The following is an 18,861-nucleotide window of genomic DNA, read 5'->3' as shown; positions in this document are numbered from 1 at the left end:
CCGCCACACCAAACCGGCTTTGCTCCCCGTTTTTCTTAATGGGGGTTAACAGCCAACTTTAGCGCTTCCGTTGACACTGTCCTGAGTTTTCCAAACCGGGACAGCACTATGCCACTCCACATTTTTAAATCCGGCACCCATACCGATATGCACGGCACGAAACTGCCGTTCACGCCTGCTGATTTGGCGGCGTGTGCAGCGGCGTATGACCCTGCAGTGCATGAGGCACCGATGGTGATCGGCCACCCGAAAGCGGATGCACCAGCCTATGGCTGGGTGGCTTCATTGTCGACCAGCGGCGGCGATCTGCTGGCTGAACCTAAGCAGGTCGATCCGCAGTTCGCCGAACTGGTGGATGCAGGCCGCTACAAGAAGGTTTCCGCCTCGTTCTATCTGCCTGATTCGCCCAATAACCCGAAGCCCGGCACGCTCTATCTGCGCCACGTCGGGTTCCTCGGCGCACAGCCACCGTCGATTAAGGGGCTGCGGCAGGTGGCCTTCAATGAACAGGAAGACGGCGTGGTCGAGTTCGCAGACTGGGGAATGATGACCAGCGCCAGCCTGTTTAGCCGCCTGCGTGAGTTCATCATCAGCAAATTTGGCATGGAAGAAGCCGACAGCGTCCTGCCGTCGTGGCAACTCGACACGCTGCGTGATGAAGCGATGCGGGAGGACAAAGCCTTACAAGCCGCCCCAGCATTTCAGGAATCCGTTCCCGTTAACCCAATAACATCCCCCCATGAGGACACCACTGTGACTAAAGAAGAGATTGATGCTCTACAGGCCGAAAACGCTCGTCTGAAGGCCGACGCCGCCAGCCGACTGGCTGCTGATGCGAAGCTGAGACAGGAAACGGTGCATACCGGCAACGTCGCCTTTGCAGAAAAACTGGTGACGGAAGGCCGTTTGGTGCCAGCGGCAAAGGCCGTTGTCGTGGCGTTACTGGATGAAGTCTCCAAAGGCGAGCAGCCCGTTGAGTTCGCTGAAGGTGAGGTGAAAAAGCCGCTGGCCAGCGCGTTTAAAGAACTGTTAGGCGGCACTACACCTGTACTGGATTTCAGTGAGCACGCCACCAAAGACCGTGTCAACGTCGATCTCACCACGACGTCGGCGGAATTTGCTGAAGCCGATCCTGAGCGTCTGGCTCTGCACCAAAAAGCTACGGCGCTGGCGAAGAAAGAAGGGATTAGCTACGACGCTGCCGTCGCACGCTGTCTGTAACCGCCGCAATCCGTAACCGTAAGAAAAGGAAACATCATGTCTGATTATTTAAAAGGTAAACGCGTCGTTGACCCGGTGCTGACCAGTGTGGCACGGGGTTACAGAAACGCCGCGTTTATCGGTGAAAACATCTTCCCCCTCGTTCAGGTGGAAAAAGAAGGCATCGTGGTGCCGCTGTTCGGTAAAGGTGCATTCGTTGAATATGACACCGAGCGTGCCGTCGGTGCAGAAAGTAATGTTCTGCTACGTGAGAAATCCAGTTCAATGGATTTGGTGCTCAACGAGCATGATTTGGCTGCGCCGGTGGACTACCGCGAACAGGCCGAGTCGCTGTTCAACGAAGAGGCAAAAGCTATTCGTCGCGCAACCAGCGGCGTCAATCTGAAGCGCGAACTGTATGCCGCCCGACTGGCACAAGACCCGAAGGTCTATCTGGCTGGTTCTAAAAAAGCACTGGCTGCTGCGGAGCGCTGGGTAAACGGTAAAGGTGAACCGGTCACATTGATTGAAGCGGGGATCGAAGCGGTTCGTAATGCGACAGGTTTGCGCCCGAACCTGATGACGATGGGCGCCAGTGTGATGTCGGTGCTGCGCTATCACCCGGCTATTCAGGCGCAAATTGGCGCTAACGAGCGCAAACGCATCACAGCAGAAATCCTGCAGGATATTTTCCAAATTCCCAAAGTGGTCATCGGTGAGCCAGTGTCCAGCCAAGACGCGAAGAAAAACCCTATCGATGTCTGGGCTGACAACCTGATGCTGCATTACGTTTCACCGCCGCAGCCTGGTACGGAAAGCGCGGACGAAAATGAGCCGTCATTCGGTTATACGTTCCGTCGCAAGGGGATGCCTGTTGCTGACAAATATCCGGGCGTGGGTGGCAAAGTCTCTTACGCGCGTTTCACCGATATCTACAAAGTCGCAGTTGTTGGCGGCGATGCCGGGTATCTCATCACCAATATCCTGAAATAACGGGGGCATTATGGGAGCTACACAACAGGTCATTCTGACCACCACGGTGCTGGCCACCGCTGCCCTGGCACAGCAGCGTTTTGTCGGTGCAGATAACGCCCCGTGTCAGGCGGGGGCTGCCGCATTGGGCGTTGCCGAAGTGGATGGCGCGGCAGGCGATGCCGTGCCGGTTAATGTACTCGGTATCGTTGCCGTGGAGGTCGGGGCCGCTATCGAGCGCGGTAAATCTGTCCAGTCCGACGAGTCCGCCCGTGCCGTTCTGCTGACGGAAGCGGGCGTATCAAATGGCATCGCACTGGATGCGGCCCTCGCCGAAGGCGACGTCATCCGAATCCTGCGCGGAGTATAACCATGTACTGCACGTTGGCGGATTTACTCGAACAGGTGCCTGAGTCCACGCTGATCCAGTTGACCAATGAAACGGTTGGCTTTGATGCCCCACCACCAGTTAACACCACGGTAGTGGACAGTTGCATTCGCTATGCCGATGAGCTGATCGATGCCCATCTGCGTGGACGTTACACCCTGCCGCTGACAGAAATCCCCACCGTGCTGCGTGACATTGCGGTCACTTTAACCCGTTACCGGTTGTATGCCCGTCGCCCGGAAGGGGCGATGCCAGATACGGTAAAAGACGACAACAAAGTGGCGACACGCCAACTGGTGGACATTCGTGATGCGAAGCTGACGCTGGCCTTACCGTCAACCAGTAAGGATGTACCAGAGTCCGGTGAGTTTCGGGTGCGGGCGCGTCGCGCAACCTTTGGCGGCAACAATGGCATGCTGGAGAAATACTGATGGACGTCAATCCGGTTATCGAGGCAGTGGTTGCCCGTCTGAAGGAAAAACTGCCCCAGCTACAGATTGAGTATTTCCCGGAGAAGCCCGCCGATTTCCGCCTCAATCACCCCGTGGGGGCGGTACTGGTGAGCTACGCCGGTTCCCGCTTTGGCAAGCCAGAGGATATCGGCGCGGTGATGCAGTCCCACACGATCACCCTGAACACGACCGTCGTTTTCCGCCAGTTAAACGGGCGAAATGGTGCGGTAGCGGTGCTGGATGTTGTTCGTCGAGTGCTGTGCGGCTACAAGCCGCCGAACTGCCACCGCAAAATCTGGCTGGTGCGCGATGTGTTTCTGGGCAATGTCGGCGGGCTGTGGCAGTACGCGCTGGATTTCTCCACCGAATCCATCCAGTTGGAAGATACCGATTTACCCGATGGGCCGTTACTGTCCCTGGTCAATTATGAGGAAAGTGAATCATGAAATACCGTTATACCGGCCCATCCAGTGGCGTCACGCTGGCTGACGGCACCGAGGTGCTGTTGTGGCCAGACAGCGTCGTTGACCTTCCAGAGTCCCACGACTACGTCAAAACGCTGGTTGCACTGAAGCATTTACACGCCGAGCCGGATGTCACCACCGTATCCGCCTCCCGCCGTAAAAATGTCAGTGAAGAGAAATTGGAGGTGATCAGTGGCAGCTAACTATTTACACGGCGTCGAAACCACTGAGGTAGAAAACGGCGCACGTCCGGTGAAAACCGTGAAGTCCGCCGTTATCGGTCTGATCGGCACTGCCCCCACGGGAGCCGTTAATACCGTTACGCTATGTCTGTCAGAGAAAGATGCGGCACAGTTCGGTAGCCAATACAGCGGTTTCACCATTCCGCAGGCGCTGGATGCGATTTACGATCACGGCGCGGGAACGGTGCTGGTGATTAATGTGCTCGACCCGGATGTGCATAAAACCCACGTTGATAATGCCAGTGTGGCGTTTGCCGCCGCGACAGGAAAAGCGCAACTGGCACAGCGTGCGGTCGCTAAGCTGGTGTTGCGTCAGTCGCTGGAAACCACGCCGTATATTGACGGAACGGACTACCAGATCGATGCGCAAACCGGTGTGATTACCCGGCTGAACAGCAACATCCCGACCGATGACGCGGTACTGGCCAGCTACGATTATGCCGACCCGACGAAAGTGACGGCGGCAGAGATTATTGGTGCCGTCAACGCAGCGGGAAATCGTACCGGCATGAAGCTGCTGCACGATACCTATAACCAGTTCGGCTTCTTTGCCAAAATCCTTATTGCGCCGGTGTTCTGTACCCAGAACAGCGTCAGCGTGGAGCTGATTGCGCTGGCAGACAAACTGGATGCCATCACCTATATCGATGCGCCAATTGGCACTACGTTTGCGCAGGTGCTGGCAGGTCGAGGGCCTGCGGGCAGCATCAACTTCAATTCCAGCTCAGACCGGGTGCGGTTGTGCTATCCGCACGTCAAAGTCTATGACGCACAAACCAACAGCGAACGGCTGGAGCCGCTGTCACAGCGTGCAGCGGGGTTGCGTGCCAAAGTCGATTTGGAGAGAGGTTTCTGGTGGTCATCTTCCAATCAGGAACTGATGGGCATTACCGGCGTTGAACGGCAGCTATCGGCGATGATCGACGACCCGAACAGTGAAGTTAACCTCCTGAACGAACAAGGCATTACTACCGTGTTCAACAGCTACGGCTCTGGGTTGCGTCTGTGGGGCAATCGTTGCGCGGCGTGGCCCACCGTTACCCATATGCGTAACTTTGAGAACGTGCGGCGCACCGGTGATGTCATTAATGAGTCTATCCGCTACTTCAGCCAGCAATACATCGATATGCCGATCACCCAGGCACTGATCGACGCGCTGACCGAATCGGTGAACGGCTATGGCCGCAAGCTGATTGGTGACGGTGCACTGCTGGGTTTTAAATGCTGGTATGACCCGGCGCGTAATGAAGAAACGGAGCTGGCAGCGGGCCACCTGTTGCTGAGCTACAAATACACGCCGCCACCGCCGCTAGAGCGGTTGACGTTCGAGACGGAGATCACCTCCGAATATCTGGTTACGTTGGAGGGCAATAGCTGATGGCTGGGAAAATTGAAGTAAACCGCATCACCAACGCCAATATCTATCTGGATGGGGTGAACCTGCTGGGGCGTGCTGAAGAAGTGAAACTGCCGGACGTCAGCATGGTGATGCAAGAGCATAAGGCACTGGGGATGGTGGGCAAGGTTGAATTGCCTGCCGGGTTCGACAAACTGGAAGGCGAGATCAAGTGGAACTCGTTCTATCGTGACGCCATGCTCGGTGCGGCGAACCCGTATAAAACGCTGGCGTTGCAGTGCCGCTCCAGCGTCGAGCGCTACAGTTCCCAAGGGCGTATCGATGAAATCCCGCTGGTGACGTACATGACCATCATGTTCAAGAAGAACCCGCTGGGTACGTTCAAGCAGCATGAGAACGCTGAGTTCTCCAGTAGCTTCACTTGTTCCTATCTGAAACAGGTACTGGACGGCGAAGATCTGCTGGAGTTGGATTATCTGGCCAATATCTTCCGCGTCGGTGGCATCGACCAGCTGACGGACTATCGCATGAATATCGGGGGTTAAGAAAAATAGCATGAGTGAGAAAATCGTATTACGTGCAGATCAGATTAAGGCGCTGGCTGAGTTTGCAGAGTCGGAAGGCCAGTATGCTTATACCATCACCCACGGCACTATTCCCGCTTTTGAAGCCGATGATGGCTCGATGGTGCCGGAGTATAGCGGGCTGATTGCCTATTCCGAATCCGAGCAGCATGGCGTGCTGCAACTGGACTAAGCAACCGCTGTATTTTCTCTACAAAGGAGGGATTGGTTCCCTCCTTTTTTCGTTAACTGCCATTAATATTGATTTTCCCCACCTCGCACCATACTGCCCCTGAACGCTAATTCGCATTAATTTCGTCAGGAGCATAACTATGTCTGAAACCTTTTCGTTATCGATCCCGTATTCCACTGCTGCCGGTGTCAAACTGGAATCCCTGTCCCTGCGGCGTCTGCAGGTCAAAGACCTGAAAGCCGTGCGCAAAATCAGTGATAAAGCTGAAGACTGGGATGACTTGCTGATTGCCCGTGCCAGTGGCCTGCCACCTGAAGATCTGGACGGGATGGATTTAGCTGACTATCTGGCGCTGCAAAAACGATTTCAGCACCTTACAGGGGTGGTTGCATCATCCGAAGACGCTGATTCAAGCGCAGGCGCTGTTGGCGAGGTGGTTTAGGTTTCAGCCGAGTGAGCTGAACGAGCTGGATCTGGATGAGTTTGAGAGCTGGCTGGAAACAGCCAGCGAACAGATTAAACGTGAGAACGGCGATAGCGACTAATCAGGGCACCGACGCCCGCAAATATCGCGGCCAGCAAATAGACGGCGGGTTGCAGGAGAAACGCGGCTAATGCCATTGCCAGCGATAATAATGCCGCACCGCCGCCAATCATCAGCACCCAGACAAACGGCTCACTGCTGCTGTTAACGGTATAGATAATCAGTTTTGCCAGCAGATAAAGATACGTCCCGCCAAATACCGTTATCAGCAGTCCTTTACATACCATCAGCGCATTTTCCATATCCGTATCCCTGTTTCGCATCGTTAAAAGGAATCATAAATCGTGGCCACAGAATTTTCCATAGGCGTGATTATTGGTGGAGCCATATCCGGCGCGTTTCGCAGTGCGGTAACGGGAACCCGCCGCACGCTGGATTCAATTGGCGAAACTACGCGCCGCCTGCAGGAGCGCCAAAATGCGCTTACGCGGGCCACAGAACGTTATGGCCAACTCGGTTCACGCGCCAGTCAGCGGCTGAACAGCGACCTGAAACGCGTCGGGCGAACCATGGAGCAGCTACAGCGCCAGCAAAATCGGCTTGCTGCAGCGGCGGCAACCAGCGATGCGGCACGGGCAAACCGGATGGCGCTCTATGCCAAAGGGGCCGAGACCTATGCAGTGGCCAGAACGGTAGCGTCACCGATTATGAGTTCGGTGAAGCAATACGCCAGCTTTGAGTCTGGGCTACGGGATATTGCAGTGACGGGCGATCTGGATAAAACGCAGGAACAGGCTATTGGGGCAGCGATTCGACAAGCAGCATTGAAGGTCAACCAGACACAGGAAGCATTGCTGGGTGGTGTCGGGCAACTGGTTGCGGATGGGATGAACCCCGTGGAAGCGGCAAGATTTGCCAGCATGTTGGGTAAAACCGCAACTGCGACTAAAGGGGATATGACTGAACTGGCAAAAATGACCTATGCCTTCAGCTCCGCATTGCAAATTACTGATCCCAAAGAGATGGAAGATGCATTCGCGATTGCGGCAACGGGCGCAAAGCTGGGTTCATTTGAATTAAAAGACATGGCGAAAGCGTTACCGGGACTCGCAAAATCTTTCGCGGCCAAAGGGATCGTCGGGAAAGACGCCATTACCCAGATCGTCGCCAGTCTTGAGGTGGCGAAAGGTTCTGGCTCTGCTGAAGAAGCGGTCACCAATATGACCAACTGGCTGGCTGCAATGAACCGTAGCGACACTATTCAGAAGTATGAAAAAGCCGGAATTAACTATAAAGCCTCGATGCAGGATTATGTTTCAAAGGGATTTTCGCAATATGAAGCCTCACTCATGATTGCCAACCGATTTATTGATGGCAAGGGCAAGGCATTTGCTGATCAATGGCAGAAAGCAGGTGCAAAGGGTGATAAAGAGACTCAGCAAAAATTATTTGAATCGTTCGGGTTGGCAGAGATTTTTACTGATATTCAGACTGCGCAGCATTTGATTTCAATGCGCCAAGACTGGGGGAAATATCAGTCAAATAAAACAGAAATGAATAGCCCTGAATCTCAACAAACGCTGGATAAAGACGCAGCCAAGCAGAACGATACGTTAGAGGCACGCTGGCGACAAACCCAAATACGTATGAATGAAGCGGCTATTGGCATTGGCGAGTCATTAAAACCAGCGCTAATTTCACTGGGTGAAACCATTATTCCGCTTATCGATCAGGCGGGAAAATGGATCGCCGCTAACCCTGAGATTGTGAAAGGCGTGGTGATGGCCGCAGCCGGACTGCTGGCCTTTAAAGCGGCGGCTATCGGTACCAAACTGGGCTTAAATCTGCTGCTGTCCCCCGTTGTTGACCTCTGGAAAGGCGCGGTGCTGCTGCGTTCTAAATGGCTGTTACTCCAAACCGCATTCGGTGCCGGTGGCCGTGCTCGCCAGTGGCTTAGCGTGCTGGGTAATTTATCCAGCGGTGCGCTCAATCTTTCCCGTTCTCTGGGCGGCGGGCTGTGGCGCGGCATCCAGTTAGCCGGTCGCGGACTGCTGTGGATGGGGAATGGTGTGATGTTCGTGGGGCGACTGTTTGGCGGTGGCATCCTCAGCGGCATAAAATTATTAGCCAATGGTGCGGGCTGGCTGGGCCGAATGTCGCTGGTATTAGGCCGTGTGCTCGGCGGCGCGTTACTGCGCGGTATTACGCTAGTGGGTCGTGCCGTGATGATTATGGGCCGCGCATTATTGATGAACCCTATAGGGCTATTGGTGACGGGGATCGCCGTCGCGGCCTATCTGGTTTATCGCTACTGGGAACCTATCAGTAATTGGTTCCGTGCACGCTGGAATGATATTACAACCGCATTTAGCGGTGGCATTGGCGGCGTAACAAAGTTGATTCTGAACTGGTCACCCATAGGTATTTTTTACACCGTATTTGCTGAAGTGATGAAATATTTCGGCATCGATATGCCGAGTAAATTTACCGACTTTGGCGCAAATATTATCAGCGGTCTGGTGAACGGTATTAGAAATGCCTGGGAAGGCGCAAAAAAAGTCGTCGGTGAATTAGGCGATAATATTAAGGGCTGGTTTGCCGAGAAATTAGGTATTCATTCCCCCAGCCGGGTATTTGCGTCATTCGGCGATAATATATCGCAGGGAGCTGCGATAGGAATTAGCCGCACTACACCGCTGGCCGCAAAAGCCGGGCAGCATCTGGCTGACGCATTAACTCCAGCTATTCCATCGATTGATATACCTGCTGTCACCGCGCCGACCATCGCGCCTTTTCAATCGTTACCGGCTGTCACTGTCCCCGTATCGCCATTACGTGTACCCGTCATGCCGTCTCTAACCAATGAGGCCTCAGCGAGACAAAGAGTAATCCCAGACGAGCCATTAACAAAAACACGCCCGAACGTGCCACAACTCCCTGCTATACCAGAAATGCCATCGGCCCGGCAGCAAGGCCGCGCCGTCAGCGGAGAACATGACAGCAACTTGCGTGTGACGTTCTCCCCGAATATCTACCTTAATGGGCAGAAAGCGCCAGCTACGCCGGAAATCACCAGCGCCCTGAATCTGTCCCTGCACGAACTGGAGAAGATGATGGAGCGCATTGTGGCGCAACAGCAGCGCCGGGGGTATGCCTGATGTTTGCCGTATTGGGTGACATTGAGTTTGAGTTGATTACCTACTGGGACGGTTTTGAATCGACGTTCGGCGTCGATTATGCCGAGCACAGCCGCATTGAGGGGAAGCCAGGGCTGCAGTTCGTCGGCGAACAGCTTGATGAGTTCCGCATTAGCCTGGTGTTCCACAGTCTGTATTGCGCCCCAGATAACGAGTTATCGCGGTTACGTCGCGCGATGCGGGCGCATCAGGCGCTGGCGCTGGTATTCGGTAATGGCGACTATCGCGGCTGGTTCGTGATTACCGCCGTGACGGCCAGCAGCCAGCAGACCGATTCATCTGGGAACGTGATGGCCATGACAGCGGAAGTGACACTGCGCGAGTACATCGGCGACCCGAAAAGCCTGCTCAAACCGCCCGCGATTAATAGCACCATTCCGGGGACGGGCGTTGTCACCAGCGCCGTCACCAAACCTAGCGGTATGGCGCAATCGGTGCGCGATGCCGTGAGCTATGCGAAGAAAGCACAGTCTGCCCTCACCGCCGCCGCCAGCACGGTGCGTGCAGTGCAGAAGATGGCGACCAATCCGACGGTTGCACTAACCCGCATTCCCGGTTTGATGTCACAGATAGGCGGCGTGACTGCACCGCTAATGTCATCTATTCCTGCGCTAAATGCCGTCAAAGATACCTTTCCTGATGCAGTGCGGTTAGCCCGTGATACCAGTCAGGCCGCAACGTTTGTGGCATCGGCGCGACAATCGCTGGCAGGCGTTGACAGCCGCAATCTGGCCGCTGCATTGAATACCGTTTCCGGGCAGTTTGATGCCGCTGGCGTGCTGTTGAAAAATAATTCTCCGGCACTCAGTAAAATGACATCGACCATTGTGGCGAGGAAAGCATGAGATACATCGAACATGTGACAAAAATGGGTGACCGGTGGGATTCGCTGTCACACCATTATTATGGCGACCCGTTGGGCTATGACCGGATCATCATGGCGAATCCGCATGTGGCCGTTACGCCATCATTACCGTCCGGCGTCGTTCTCTTGATCCCGATGATTGAACAGGATGAAGTCGAAAATGCTGAGGAGGTCGCGCCGTGGCTACGTTAACTCAACAAACAGTACCGCCTCCGGGAACCTCCGAAGTCCTGCAGCCGGTGTTTACTCTGTGGTATCTGAAAAAAGATATCACAAACGATATTGCGTCTTACGTCACCCGCGTCAGCTATACCGACAATATCAAATCGGAGTCAGACACCATTGAGGTCACACTGGATGACACCGATGGTCGCTGGCTGGATAAGTGGTATCCGGGTAAAGGCGATACGCTGACGCTGAAGCTCGGTTACAGTGGTGAGAAGCTGCTGTCCTGCGGCACGTTTTCTATTGATGAGATCGACGTCAGTGCACCGCCGTCAACGGTGTCCATTCGCGGTGTGGCCACGTCGGTCAACACTGCGTTGCGCACCAAATCCAGCCGTGGATTTGAAAATACTACGCTGGTTGCTATCGCAGGTCGCATCGCTAAAAAGCACAGCCTGAAACTGGTCGGCGGTATTGAGTCAATAAAGGTCGATCGTGTCACGCAGTATGCGGAAACCGATGTCGGCTTCCTGAAGCGACTGGCCAGCGAGTATGGCTATGCCGTTAAAGTCGTCAGCGACCAGTTGATATTTTCCCATCTGGCCACCTTGCGACAGCTTGATCCCGTAAAACAGTTATCGCCCGCCGATGTCGCCCGCTATTCTCTGCGTGACACCATCAATCAGATCTATAAATCGGCAAAGCTGAAGCACCAAAAGGCCAGTGACAAGAAACTGGTGACGTACCATTCCGATGGGAGTGCGGCGACAGCTACGGTAAAAGAGAGTGGCAAAACCACCAGTGCGGATACGCTCAAGGTCACCAGCCGCTCAGCGGACAAAGACAGTGCGCAGCTCAAAGCCGATGCCGCGCTGGATTCACATAACGAATATCAGCAAACCGGTTCACTGACGGTAATGGGAACGCCGCAACTCACTGCCGGCAACAAAATAGCGCTGGTGAAATTTGGTCAGTTATCCGGGCAATGGCTTATTACCAGCGCCCGGCATTCGTTTGATCGCAGCAGCGGTTACGTAACTGAACTGGAAGTCGCTCGTGGCCCGGTGACCAATGGCAAAAAAAAGAAGAAAACGCAGACGCTGACGGTTTACAAGGCGGATGGCACGACCACGACGACAACGACTGTGAAGGAAAAGAAAAAATGAGCGTATCCCGACAGGTGGGCACCGTCAGCGCCGTTGACCCGCAGAGCGTCCGCGCCCGTGTTCGTCTGCCCGAATGCGATAATATGCGCACCAACTGGCTGGATGTCCTGCAACACAATACCCAGAACAATAAGGACTACTGGCTGCCCGACGTCGGTGAGCAGGTTGTCGTGCTACTGGATGAAAATGGCGAGGACGGCGTTATCCTGGGTGCAGTCTATTCGAGTGTCGATAAGCCACCGGTTAGCAACCCGGACGCACGCGGCGTTACTTATTCTGACAACGCCGCGTTTTACTACGACCGTAAGGCGCATACTTTAACCATCAATGGAGGCATTGAGCATATTGTGATCGCCTGCGGTACGCACGTAACAGTGACAACACAAAAAGCCACCATTGATGCGCCAGAGACAGAAGTCACGGGCAATCTATTAGTAAAAGGTAAGCTGACCTATCAGGGCGGCATGGCAGGGTCTGGCGGGGTTGGCTCAGCAGCAACCATTCAGGGAAATGTCAGCGTTCAGGGGGATATTGATGCCACCGGCACAGTGATGGATACCGGTGGTAACTCAAATCACCATTCTCACTAGAGTTCATTCAGCCTTTCTAAATCACGTTAATAACCACCGATCCCACCGGGGGCGATACTGCCCCCATGAATACTAATTCTGTTTACTGGCAACCGGCCCTGCAACACTCTGGCGAACTCGTCGAGGGCGTTGCCGATATCACACAGGCCATTCACATAATTCTGCGCACGCCACGCGGCAGCGATCCCCATCGTCCCGAATTTGGTAGCAACCTGCATCACTACATTGACTACCCGGTTGACCGGGCAATTCCGCACGTCGTGCGGGAGACGGTCGACGCGATCAAACGTTGGGAGCCGCGCTGCAAGCTGCTGGCCGTGAAGCCATTGATTGATGGCTCGCATATGACATTGCGTCTGAGCTGGGAAACAACCAGCGGCGTGCTACAGGCTACGGAGGTGCTATGGCGGTAACGACTGAACCTGTCTTCATTGAGCGTGATGCCGCGAAGATTACCGCAGAACTGATTGCAAAATATGAGACAGACAGCGGTAAGACACTTTATCCCGCCCAGGCTGAACGCCTTCTGATTGACTTGATGGCCTACCGTGAAATGCTGGTACGCAGTGCGATTCAGGATGCAGCCAAACAGAATCTGGTGCGTTATGCCCGCGCGCCGATGCTGGATTACCTCGGCGAACTGGTGGGAACGTACCGCCTCGCTGCACTGGCCGGACAGACAACGCTGCAGTTTAGCGTCGAAAGCGCATTGTTGACCGATACGCTGATCCCTGCGGGAACCCGCGTCAGCGCATCTGACAGCGTCGTATTTGCAACCGACAGCGATGTGATAATGAAGGCTGGCACACTAAGCGCAACAGTGGCAGCGGCCTGTACGCAGGCGGGGTTAGTGGGCAACAACTGGCAACCGGCGCAAATCAGCACGTTGCTGGATGAAATTGACGATATCGATTTCACGGTAACGAATCTTACTGCCAGCGCCGGTGGTTCCGATGAGGAAACCGATGACCGGCTGCGCGAACGCATCCAGCTAGCCCCTGAGTCCTTCAGCACGGCAGGCTCAAAATTAGCGTACCGCTATCATGCGCTGAGCGCTCACCCCGATATTGTCGACGTTGCGGTGGTCAGAGCCGAGCCTGGCACTGTTCATTTATATCCGCTGCTGTCCACAGGCCTGCCTGATGACAGTGTGCTGGCGCAAGTGATCAGCGTTTGTTCAGATGAAAAAGTCCGGCCACTCACGGACACCGTCGCGGCAAAATCCCCAGTTACAATTGAATACTCACTGCATGCCAGATTGACGCTCAAACGCGATGTGCAGGCATTGCCAGTTAAACGAGCAGCACAACAGGCTGCGTTAGCCTGGACAGAACAACGTCGGGCAACATTGGGGCAGGACATCGTGCCCAGTCAGATTAATGCCGCCTTATTACTCGATGGGGTTTACAGCGTTGAGCTGCTGTCCCCGGCGTTGCTGGTGCTTGATGACTGGCAACTCGCTATCTGTACAGACATCGCAATAACCATTGCAGGTGCGGCTGATGAGTAAAGACCTTCTCCCGCCCTCACTGGCGTCTGATCTGCGATTTAGCGTGCTGGCATCGCTGCTGGATGGATTCGATGCTCTGCAGGTTGAAGCCGTCATTGTCTATCTGGTCGATATCGTCGACAGCAGCGCACTCGATGCCCTTGCCGAGCAGTTCTCACTGAAGGAAGACGGCTGGCAACTTGCTGAATCTGAAGATGCCCGCCGCGCAATGATTAAATCAGCGATAGAACGGCATCGCTTCAAAGGAACGGAATGGGCCGTGCGTGATGTTATCCGTAGTCTTGGGTTTGGTGATGTGGAGTTAATCGAACACATCGGACGCCTCAGTTACAACGGTATCCGCAGTTATAACGGCCATATGGTGTACGGCGATCAAAGTAAATGGCCGGTCTACCGCGTTCTGCTGCAACAACCCATTACCAACGACCAGGCGCACATGCTGCGCAACACACTGGAAATGATTGCCCCCGCCCGCTGCCTGTTGGCCAGCCTGGAATATCTGGGGGTGCCTATTCGCTATAACGAAACCGCATCATATGACGGTAGCTACAATTACGGGAGCGCATGATGGCTAATTTGCCTGAACAAAAAGAGTGGATCGACGGTATTTATCAACTGGAAACATCCGATCCTGTTATTGGTGGCCCCGGAGGTATTTCCAACCGACAGGCTGAACAGTTGGCTAATCGTACTGCGTACCTGAAAGAACAGCAGGAAAAAACGGGGGCAGATTTGGTATCCCATACCAAAGCGGCTGACCCGCATACGCAGTATGCCCCTAAACTCAGTCCAGCTTTGACCGGAACGCCTACGGCTCCGACTGCAGCAGCAGGCGTTAATAACGCGCAGATCGCCACAACGGCCTATGTAATGGCAGCAATTGCCGCTCTGGTGAATGGTTCGCCAGGCGCATTAGATACGTTAAAAGAACTGGCCACCGCATTAGGGAATGACCCTAACTTCTCGACCACCATATTAAATAAGCTGGCACAAAGGCTGGAGAAGGAACAAAACGGCGCGGATATTCCCGATAAGGCCAAATTTATGGCTAACGTAGGGTTAAAATCTGCCGCAACACGCGCAGTAGGTGCTGGTGCCGGCGATGTTCCCGATATTACGGTTAGTGATGGTCGCTATTTAGGGAAAACTGCCACGGCAGCAGCAGCAACTAAATTAGCCGCCGCGAGAAAAATCGCTGGTGTAGCCTTTGATGGTACAACCGATATCGCCTTGACGCCTCAAAACATCGGAGCATTACCGGCTGTAGGTGGCACACTGACGGGTAATTTGATTTCGACAGTCGCTGATGTGTTGCGCATGGTTTACGGTGGATATGGCGCTATTCTCCGGCAGGACGGCGGTGGCGTTTATATTCTACTGACCAATAAGGATGCGGCCAATGGGGCATTTAATAGTCTGCGTCCACTCAGAATTGATCTGGCTACAGGAAATATTGAGTTCGGTCACACGGCTAACGCCTCTGTGCTTCAGGAAAAAGGTCAGCGCGTCTACAGCCCAAACAATAAACCCTCTGCAGCGGATATCGGTGCCTTGCCAGCAGACGGAACCGCAGCAGCGGCGACCAAACTGTCAATGGCACGGAAAATTGCCGGAGTAGCGTTTGATGGTTCAGCGGATATTGCACTTACTCCAGCTAATGTGGGGGCGCTACCTGCGACGGGAACTGCAACTGCAGCAACGAAACTTGCCGTAGCCCGAACTATCAATGGTGTGGCCTTCGATGGCACAGTAAATATCGCACTTACTCCGGCTAATATAGGCGCATTGCCAGCAGCAGGAACGGCAGCAGCGGCGGATAAACTCGCAGTTGCGCGTACAATTAATAGCGTGGCCTTTGATGGTTCGTCGGATATAACACTAACCCCAGCCAATATCGGTGCATTGCCAGCAGCAGGAACGGCGGCATCAGCGACTAAGCTGGCAACAGCACGCACAATTAATGGCGTAGCCTTCGATGGCACAGCGAATATCGCGCTGACCCCAGCCAATATCGGCGCATTGCCAGCCGCAGGGACGGCGGCTGCGGCAACGAAGCTGGCAACAGCTCGCACAATTAACGGCGTAGCGTTCGATGGGACAACAAACATTACCATCACCGCCGCAGCCAATGGCGGTACAGCCACGACAACAACCGGTAATGCAGGTACTGCAACGAAGCTGGCAACAGCACGTAAGATTAATGGTGTAGCGTTTGATGGTACATCTGACATCAATTTAAATCTGGGCTTAAACATAAAAGCGCTGGGGCAGTATGGCACATTGTTTATGACTGAAGTTGCCTTTACCGCCTTGAATGCCAATACCCTACGCGGCAGCATCGTTACTTCAGAGTTGGGTATGTTTATAAAGCCAGGTGAAACTAAATTAGCCTTATGCAGTGCTACGCCGTCAGAAGTTATCAGCCCTGGATTAACACGATACCCATTTGTTGGCAGCTTCGTAATTACAGCCTTAACGCGCAGTGGTCAAAATAATGTGGTACTAACACTGGATATTACTTACCCCAATCATGGAGTAGTTGTGGGCGCTGCCCGAAATTTTTTAGCTCAGGCTTTTGTCTATCGGGAAATAGGGTGCAGTATTCAGGGGATGTTAGCTGCTGCAGATGGTTTTGTCCGTGTGAACGTTATCAAGCTGAGCTCACCTGCCAGCTCACTGATCGCCCCCATCATGACATCATCGATTCAGGATTCGGGGTCTGATTTTGGTGCACTGCCTGTTTCTCTGTATGGCAGGACAACACAAGCCTATGAGAACCGGGGGACGATCGCCTCTGCTTATCTTTCAGACCTGAGCACAATATTAATGAGTAGTGCAGATAAGAGTGCGAATGCATCAGACCCAACGCCACTCGTCAACGTGATGTTATTCGACTTCAATTAAAACGTTCACAGATCGCGTGGGTATATCAACTATGACATACGCATTTGCTTGTCAGTAGCAGATGGTTTTGTAATTTGTTTTCAGTATCTGTAACAGTATGGGGATTTAATTTATCGCGCAGGATGTGCCGCATTTATCGCGCGGCGCATCAGCTGCTGGGCAAAAAGGACGTGATGGATACGCCGTTTAACGTCAGCAACATGACCTCATCGTTTATTGAAAATAAACAGGCACAGACGCTGGGGCAGGTGGTTGCGCATGACGCATCGGTGCGGGTGAGCAGTTCTCAGGGCGGCTTGCTGGATTCCTACTACATTCGCGGTTTTCCACTCAATGAAGGAAACCTGAGCGACATCGCTATGAACGGTGTCTACGGTGTTGCGCCCAACTACCAGCTAATGACTGACTATATCGAGCGGGTGGAAGTGCTGAAAGGGCCGTCGGCGCTGCTGTATGGGCTGTCGCCGAACAGCAGCGTGGGCGGCGTGATTAACGCTGTCACCAAACGCCCGACCACCGTCGGCAATCTGACCCGTCTCACCACCAGCTGGCAGTCTGATTCCCAGCTCACGCAGCATGCGGATATTTCCCGCGTCTATGCGTTGGAAAATAACAACCTGCTCGGCGTGCGTTTTAACGGCAATTACGGTTACGGCGACACGGTGTGGGACGGCAGCGACAAACGTACACAGGTCGGCTCGCTCGGACTGGATTTCTCGTCAGAACGCTTCCGCGCCACGTTGGATCTCATCAGTCAGCACCTGAAAACGCGTGCGCCGTCGCGGCCCTACTCGTTTGCGCCCGGTGTGACTGTGCCTGACGCACCGGATGGCAATACCAACATTTCCCAGCCGTGGGGATTCTGGCATTCCAAAGACCAGTCGGTGCTGCTGCATACCGAATACGATCTAGCGGATAACGTCACCTGGTTTACCGATCTGGGCGGTTCCAGCGCACACGTGAGCCGACTGTCAGAGCAGGTGCCGCAGGTCACGAATAATAATGGCGATGTGAGTTCCGCCGTGGGGAATTATCGCTTTACTACCAGCCGCTACACGCTGGCGACCGGTGTTCGCGCGGATGTGGAAACGGGTTCGGTGACGCACAAGCTGTCGGCACAGACCAGCTACTATCGCGATCGTCAGGCGACCGGTATCGGCAGCGGAACAGCAATTAACTCAAATATTTACAATCCGGTTTCTTCACCTGCCCAGAATGTCGCTGCTCCGCCAAGCGTGTATAAACGCTCTTCCACCGCGCTGTCAGGTATCGCGCTGGCGGATACGCTCGGCTTCTGGAACGATGCGCTGCAAGTCACGGGCGGGCTGCGCTATCAACAGATCAAGTCGGATAACTTTGTTCCCGGCAATAGTGCGCCATCATCGTCCTACGACAAAAATGCGGTAACGCCGATGGTGGGTGTCGTGGTTAAGCCCTGGCAGCACGTCTCACTCTACGCCAACTACATTGAGGGGCTGAGCAAAGGCGATATTGCGCCTGCGAATGCGAGCAATCCGGGCCAGGTACTTGCGCCTTATAAGAGCAAGCAGTACGAAGCTGGGGTGAAAGTGGACGCGCTGGGGACGATCTCCACGCTGAGCGTTTTCCAGATCACCAAGCCGAGCGGTGCGCTGGTTAACGGTGCGGGTAGTGAGTTCGTTACCGCTAACGAGCAGCGCAATCGGGGTATCGAGCTGGATGTCGTCGGTTCACCGCTGGAGGATCTGCGCCTGACCGGTGGCGTGATGCTGCTGGATGCCGAGCTGACCAAAAGCGTGACGCCGGGGGCACAGGGCAAGCGCGCGCCGGGTACGTCGCGTTTTCAGGCGAACGCCGGAGTGGAATATGACCTGCCGTTCCTGCGCGATCTGACGCTGAATGCCAACGTCGTCCATAACGGGAAGCAGAACGTCAACACCATCAATACCCAGTCAATTCCTTCTTGGACCACCGTTGATTTCGGCGCGCGTTACAAGACACGAATCTATAACGCGCCCACCACGTTCCGTGCCGATGTGCTTAACGCCTTTGACCGCAATTACTGGTCTGGAGTGACGTCGTTCAGCACGGTATCGCAAGGAACGCCGCGGACGCTGATGCTGTCCGTCGCGGTTGATTTCTAAGGATATGTGTTTTTCAGGAACCGAAC

Annotated in this window: 21 protein-coding genes; 20 read left to right on the top strand and 1 reads right to left on the bottom strand. The window is 54.3% G+C overall.

Annotated features, from left to right (window positions below; translation table 11 throughout):
- Positions 1–108: 108 nt before the first annotated feature.
- The 10 genes from HP572_RS18090 to HP572_RS18045 all read left to right on the top strand — a co-directional run bounded on the left by HP572_RS18090 (position 109) and on the right by HP572_RS18045 (position 6,273).
- A complete protein-coding gene (locus tag HP572_RS18090; RefSeq protein WP_240583925.1) occupies positions 109–1,221 on the top strand; it encodes a peptidase in 1,113 nt (370 codons plus the stop codon).
- Positions 1,222–1,257: 36 nt separating this feature from the next.
- A complete protein-coding gene (locus HP572_RS18085; RefSeq protein WP_240583924.1) occupies positions 1,258–2,193 on the top strand; it encodes a hypothetical protein in 936 nt (311 codons plus the stop codon).
- 10 nt (positions 2,194–2,203) lie between these two features.
- Entirely contained in the window at positions 2,204–2,542 is a 339-nt protein-coding gene (locus tag HP572_RS18080; RefSeq protein WP_240583923.1) for a DUF2190 family protein, read from the top strand.
- A 2-nt stretch (positions 2,543–2,544) separates the two neighbouring features.
- The gene (locus HP572_RS18075; protein WP_240583922.1) at positions 2,545–2,991 is read left to right on the top strand and encodes a gp436 family protein; all 447 of its coding nucleotides are present in this window, start codon (positions 2,545–2,547) and stop codon (positions 2,989–2,991) included.
- Positions 2,991–3,458 carry a Gp37 family protein gene (locus HP572_RS18070; protein WP_240583921.1) on the top strand — a complete coding sequence of 156 codons (468 nt, stop codon included), beginning with the start codon at positions 2,991–2,993 and terminating at the stop codon, positions 3,456–3,458. Before HP572_RS18075 ends, HP572_RS18070 begins: the two co-directional genes overlap by 1 nt.
- Positions 3,455–3,679, top strand: coding sequence for a hypothetical protein (locus HP572_RS18065; RefSeq protein ID WP_371745285.1), 225 nt, complete (start codon positions 3,455–3,457; stop codon positions 3,677–3,679). The genes HP572_RS18070 and HP572_RS18065 overlap by 4 nt, the downstream gene beginning before the upstream one ends.
- Positions 3,669–5,096 (top strand): phage tail sheath subtilisin-like domain-containing protein, encoded by a 1,428-nt coding sequence (locus HP572_RS18060; RefSeq protein ID WP_240583920.1) that lies wholly within the window; start codon positions 3,669–3,671, stop codon positions 5,094–5,096. The genes HP572_RS18065 and HP572_RS18060 overlap by 11 nt, the downstream gene beginning before the upstream one ends.
- A complete protein-coding gene (locus tag HP572_RS18055; RefSeq protein WP_240583919.1) occupies positions 5,096–5,620 on the top strand; it encodes a phage major tail tube protein in 525 nt (174 codons plus the stop codon). Before HP572_RS18060 ends, HP572_RS18055 begins: the two co-directional genes overlap by 1 nt.
- A gap of 10 nt (positions 5,621–5,630) precedes the next feature.
- Positions 5,631–5,831 (top strand): hypothetical protein, encoded by a 201-nt coding sequence (locus tag HP572_RS18050; RefSeq protein ID WP_240583918.1) that lies wholly within the window; start codon positions 5,631–5,633, stop codon positions 5,829–5,831.
- A gap of 139 nt (positions 5,832–5,970) precedes the next feature.
- A complete protein-coding gene (locus tag HP572_RS18045) occupies positions 5,971–6,273 on the top strand; it encodes a phage tail assembly protein (RefSeq protein ID WP_080163278.1) in 303 nt (100 codons plus the stop codon).
- 74 nt (positions 6,274–6,347) lie between these two features.
- Here the strand turns inward: HP572_RS18045 and HP572_RS18040 are convergent, their stop codons facing one another.
- The gene (locus HP572_RS18040; RefSeq protein WP_240583917.1) at positions 6,348–6,617 is read right to left on the bottom strand and encodes a hypothetical protein; all 270 of its coding nucleotides are present in this window, start codon (positions 6,615–6,617) and stop codon (positions 6,348–6,350) included.
- A gap of 42 nt (positions 6,618–6,659) precedes the next feature.
- On the opposite strand from HP572_RS18040, the gene HP572_RS18035 reads away from it, so the two are divergent.
- From HP572_RS18035 to HP572_RS17990, 10 genes are all read left to right on the top strand, one after another.
- Positions 6,660–9,473, top strand: coding sequence for a phage tail tape measure protein (locus HP572_RS18035; protein WP_240583916.1), 2,814 nt, complete (start codon positions 6,660–6,662; stop codon positions 9,471–9,473).
- Positions 9,473–10,357 (top strand): phage tail protein, encoded by an 885-nt coding sequence (locus HP572_RS18030; protein WP_240583915.1) that lies wholly within the window; start codon positions 9,473–9,475, stop codon positions 10,355–10,357. The genes HP572_RS18035 and HP572_RS18030 overlap by 1 nt, the downstream gene beginning before the upstream one ends.
- The gene (locus HP572_RS18025) at positions 10,354–10,569 is read left to right on the top strand and encodes a tail protein X (protein WP_080163287.1); all 216 of its coding nucleotides are present in this window, start codon (positions 10,354–10,356) and stop codon (positions 10,567–10,569) included. Before HP572_RS18030 ends, HP572_RS18025 begins: the two co-directional genes overlap by 4 nt.
- Positions 10,557–11,708 carry a phage late control D family protein gene (locus HP572_RS18020; RefSeq protein WP_240583914.1) on the top strand — a complete coding sequence of 384 codons (1,152 nt, stop codon included), beginning with the start codon at positions 10,557–10,559 and terminating at the stop codon, positions 11,706–11,708. The genes HP572_RS18025 and HP572_RS18020 overlap by 13 nt, the downstream gene beginning before the upstream one ends.
- Entirely contained in the window at positions 11,705–12,298 is a 594-nt protein-coding gene (locus HP572_RS18015) for a phage baseplate assembly protein V (protein WP_129705315.1), read from the top strand. The genes HP572_RS18020 and HP572_RS18015 overlap by 4 nt, the downstream gene beginning before the upstream one ends.
- Before the next feature lie 65 nt (positions 12,299–12,363).
- Complete coding sequence (locus HP572_RS18010) at positions 12,364–12,711, top strand: GPW/gp25 family protein (protein WP_240583913.1); 348 nt, start codon at positions 12,364–12,366, stop codon at positions 12,709–12,711.
- Positions 12,702–13,808: a baseplate J/gp47 family protein gene (locus HP572_RS18005; RefSeq protein ID WP_240583912.1), complete on the top strand. Its 1,107-nt coding sequence runs from the start codon at positions 12,702–12,704 to the stop codon at positions 13,806–13,808. The genes HP572_RS18010 and HP572_RS18005 overlap by 10 nt, the downstream gene beginning before the upstream one ends.
- Entirely contained in the window at positions 13,801–14,376 is a 576-nt protein-coding gene (locus HP572_RS18000; RefSeq protein ID WP_240583911.1) for a phage tail protein, read from the top strand. The genes HP572_RS18005 and HP572_RS18000 overlap by 8 nt, the downstream gene beginning before the upstream one ends.
- Positions 14,373–16,712: a hypothetical protein gene (locus HP572_RS17995; RefSeq protein ID WP_371745284.1), complete on the top strand. Its 2,340-nt coding sequence runs from the start codon at positions 14,373–14,375 to the stop codon at positions 16,710–16,712. Before HP572_RS18000 ends, HP572_RS17995 begins: the two co-directional genes overlap by 4 nt.
- A gap of 122 nt (positions 16,713–16,834) precedes the next feature.
- Entirely contained in the window at positions 16,835–18,835 is a 2,001-nt protein-coding gene (locus HP572_RS17990; protein ID WP_240583910.1) for a TonB-dependent siderophore receptor, read from the top strand.
- Positions 18,836–18,861: the final 26 nt, after the last annotated feature.

Source organism: Pectobacterium sp. PL64, from assembly GCF_022477975.1.
Classification (GTDB): Bacteria; Pseudomonadota; Gammaproteobacteria; order Enterobacterales; family Enterobacteriaceae; genus Pectobacterium; species Pectobacterium jejuense.
The sequence above is the reverse complement of the archived record's forward strand: the minus strand, read 5'-3'. Positions and strand labels throughout refer to the sequence as shown.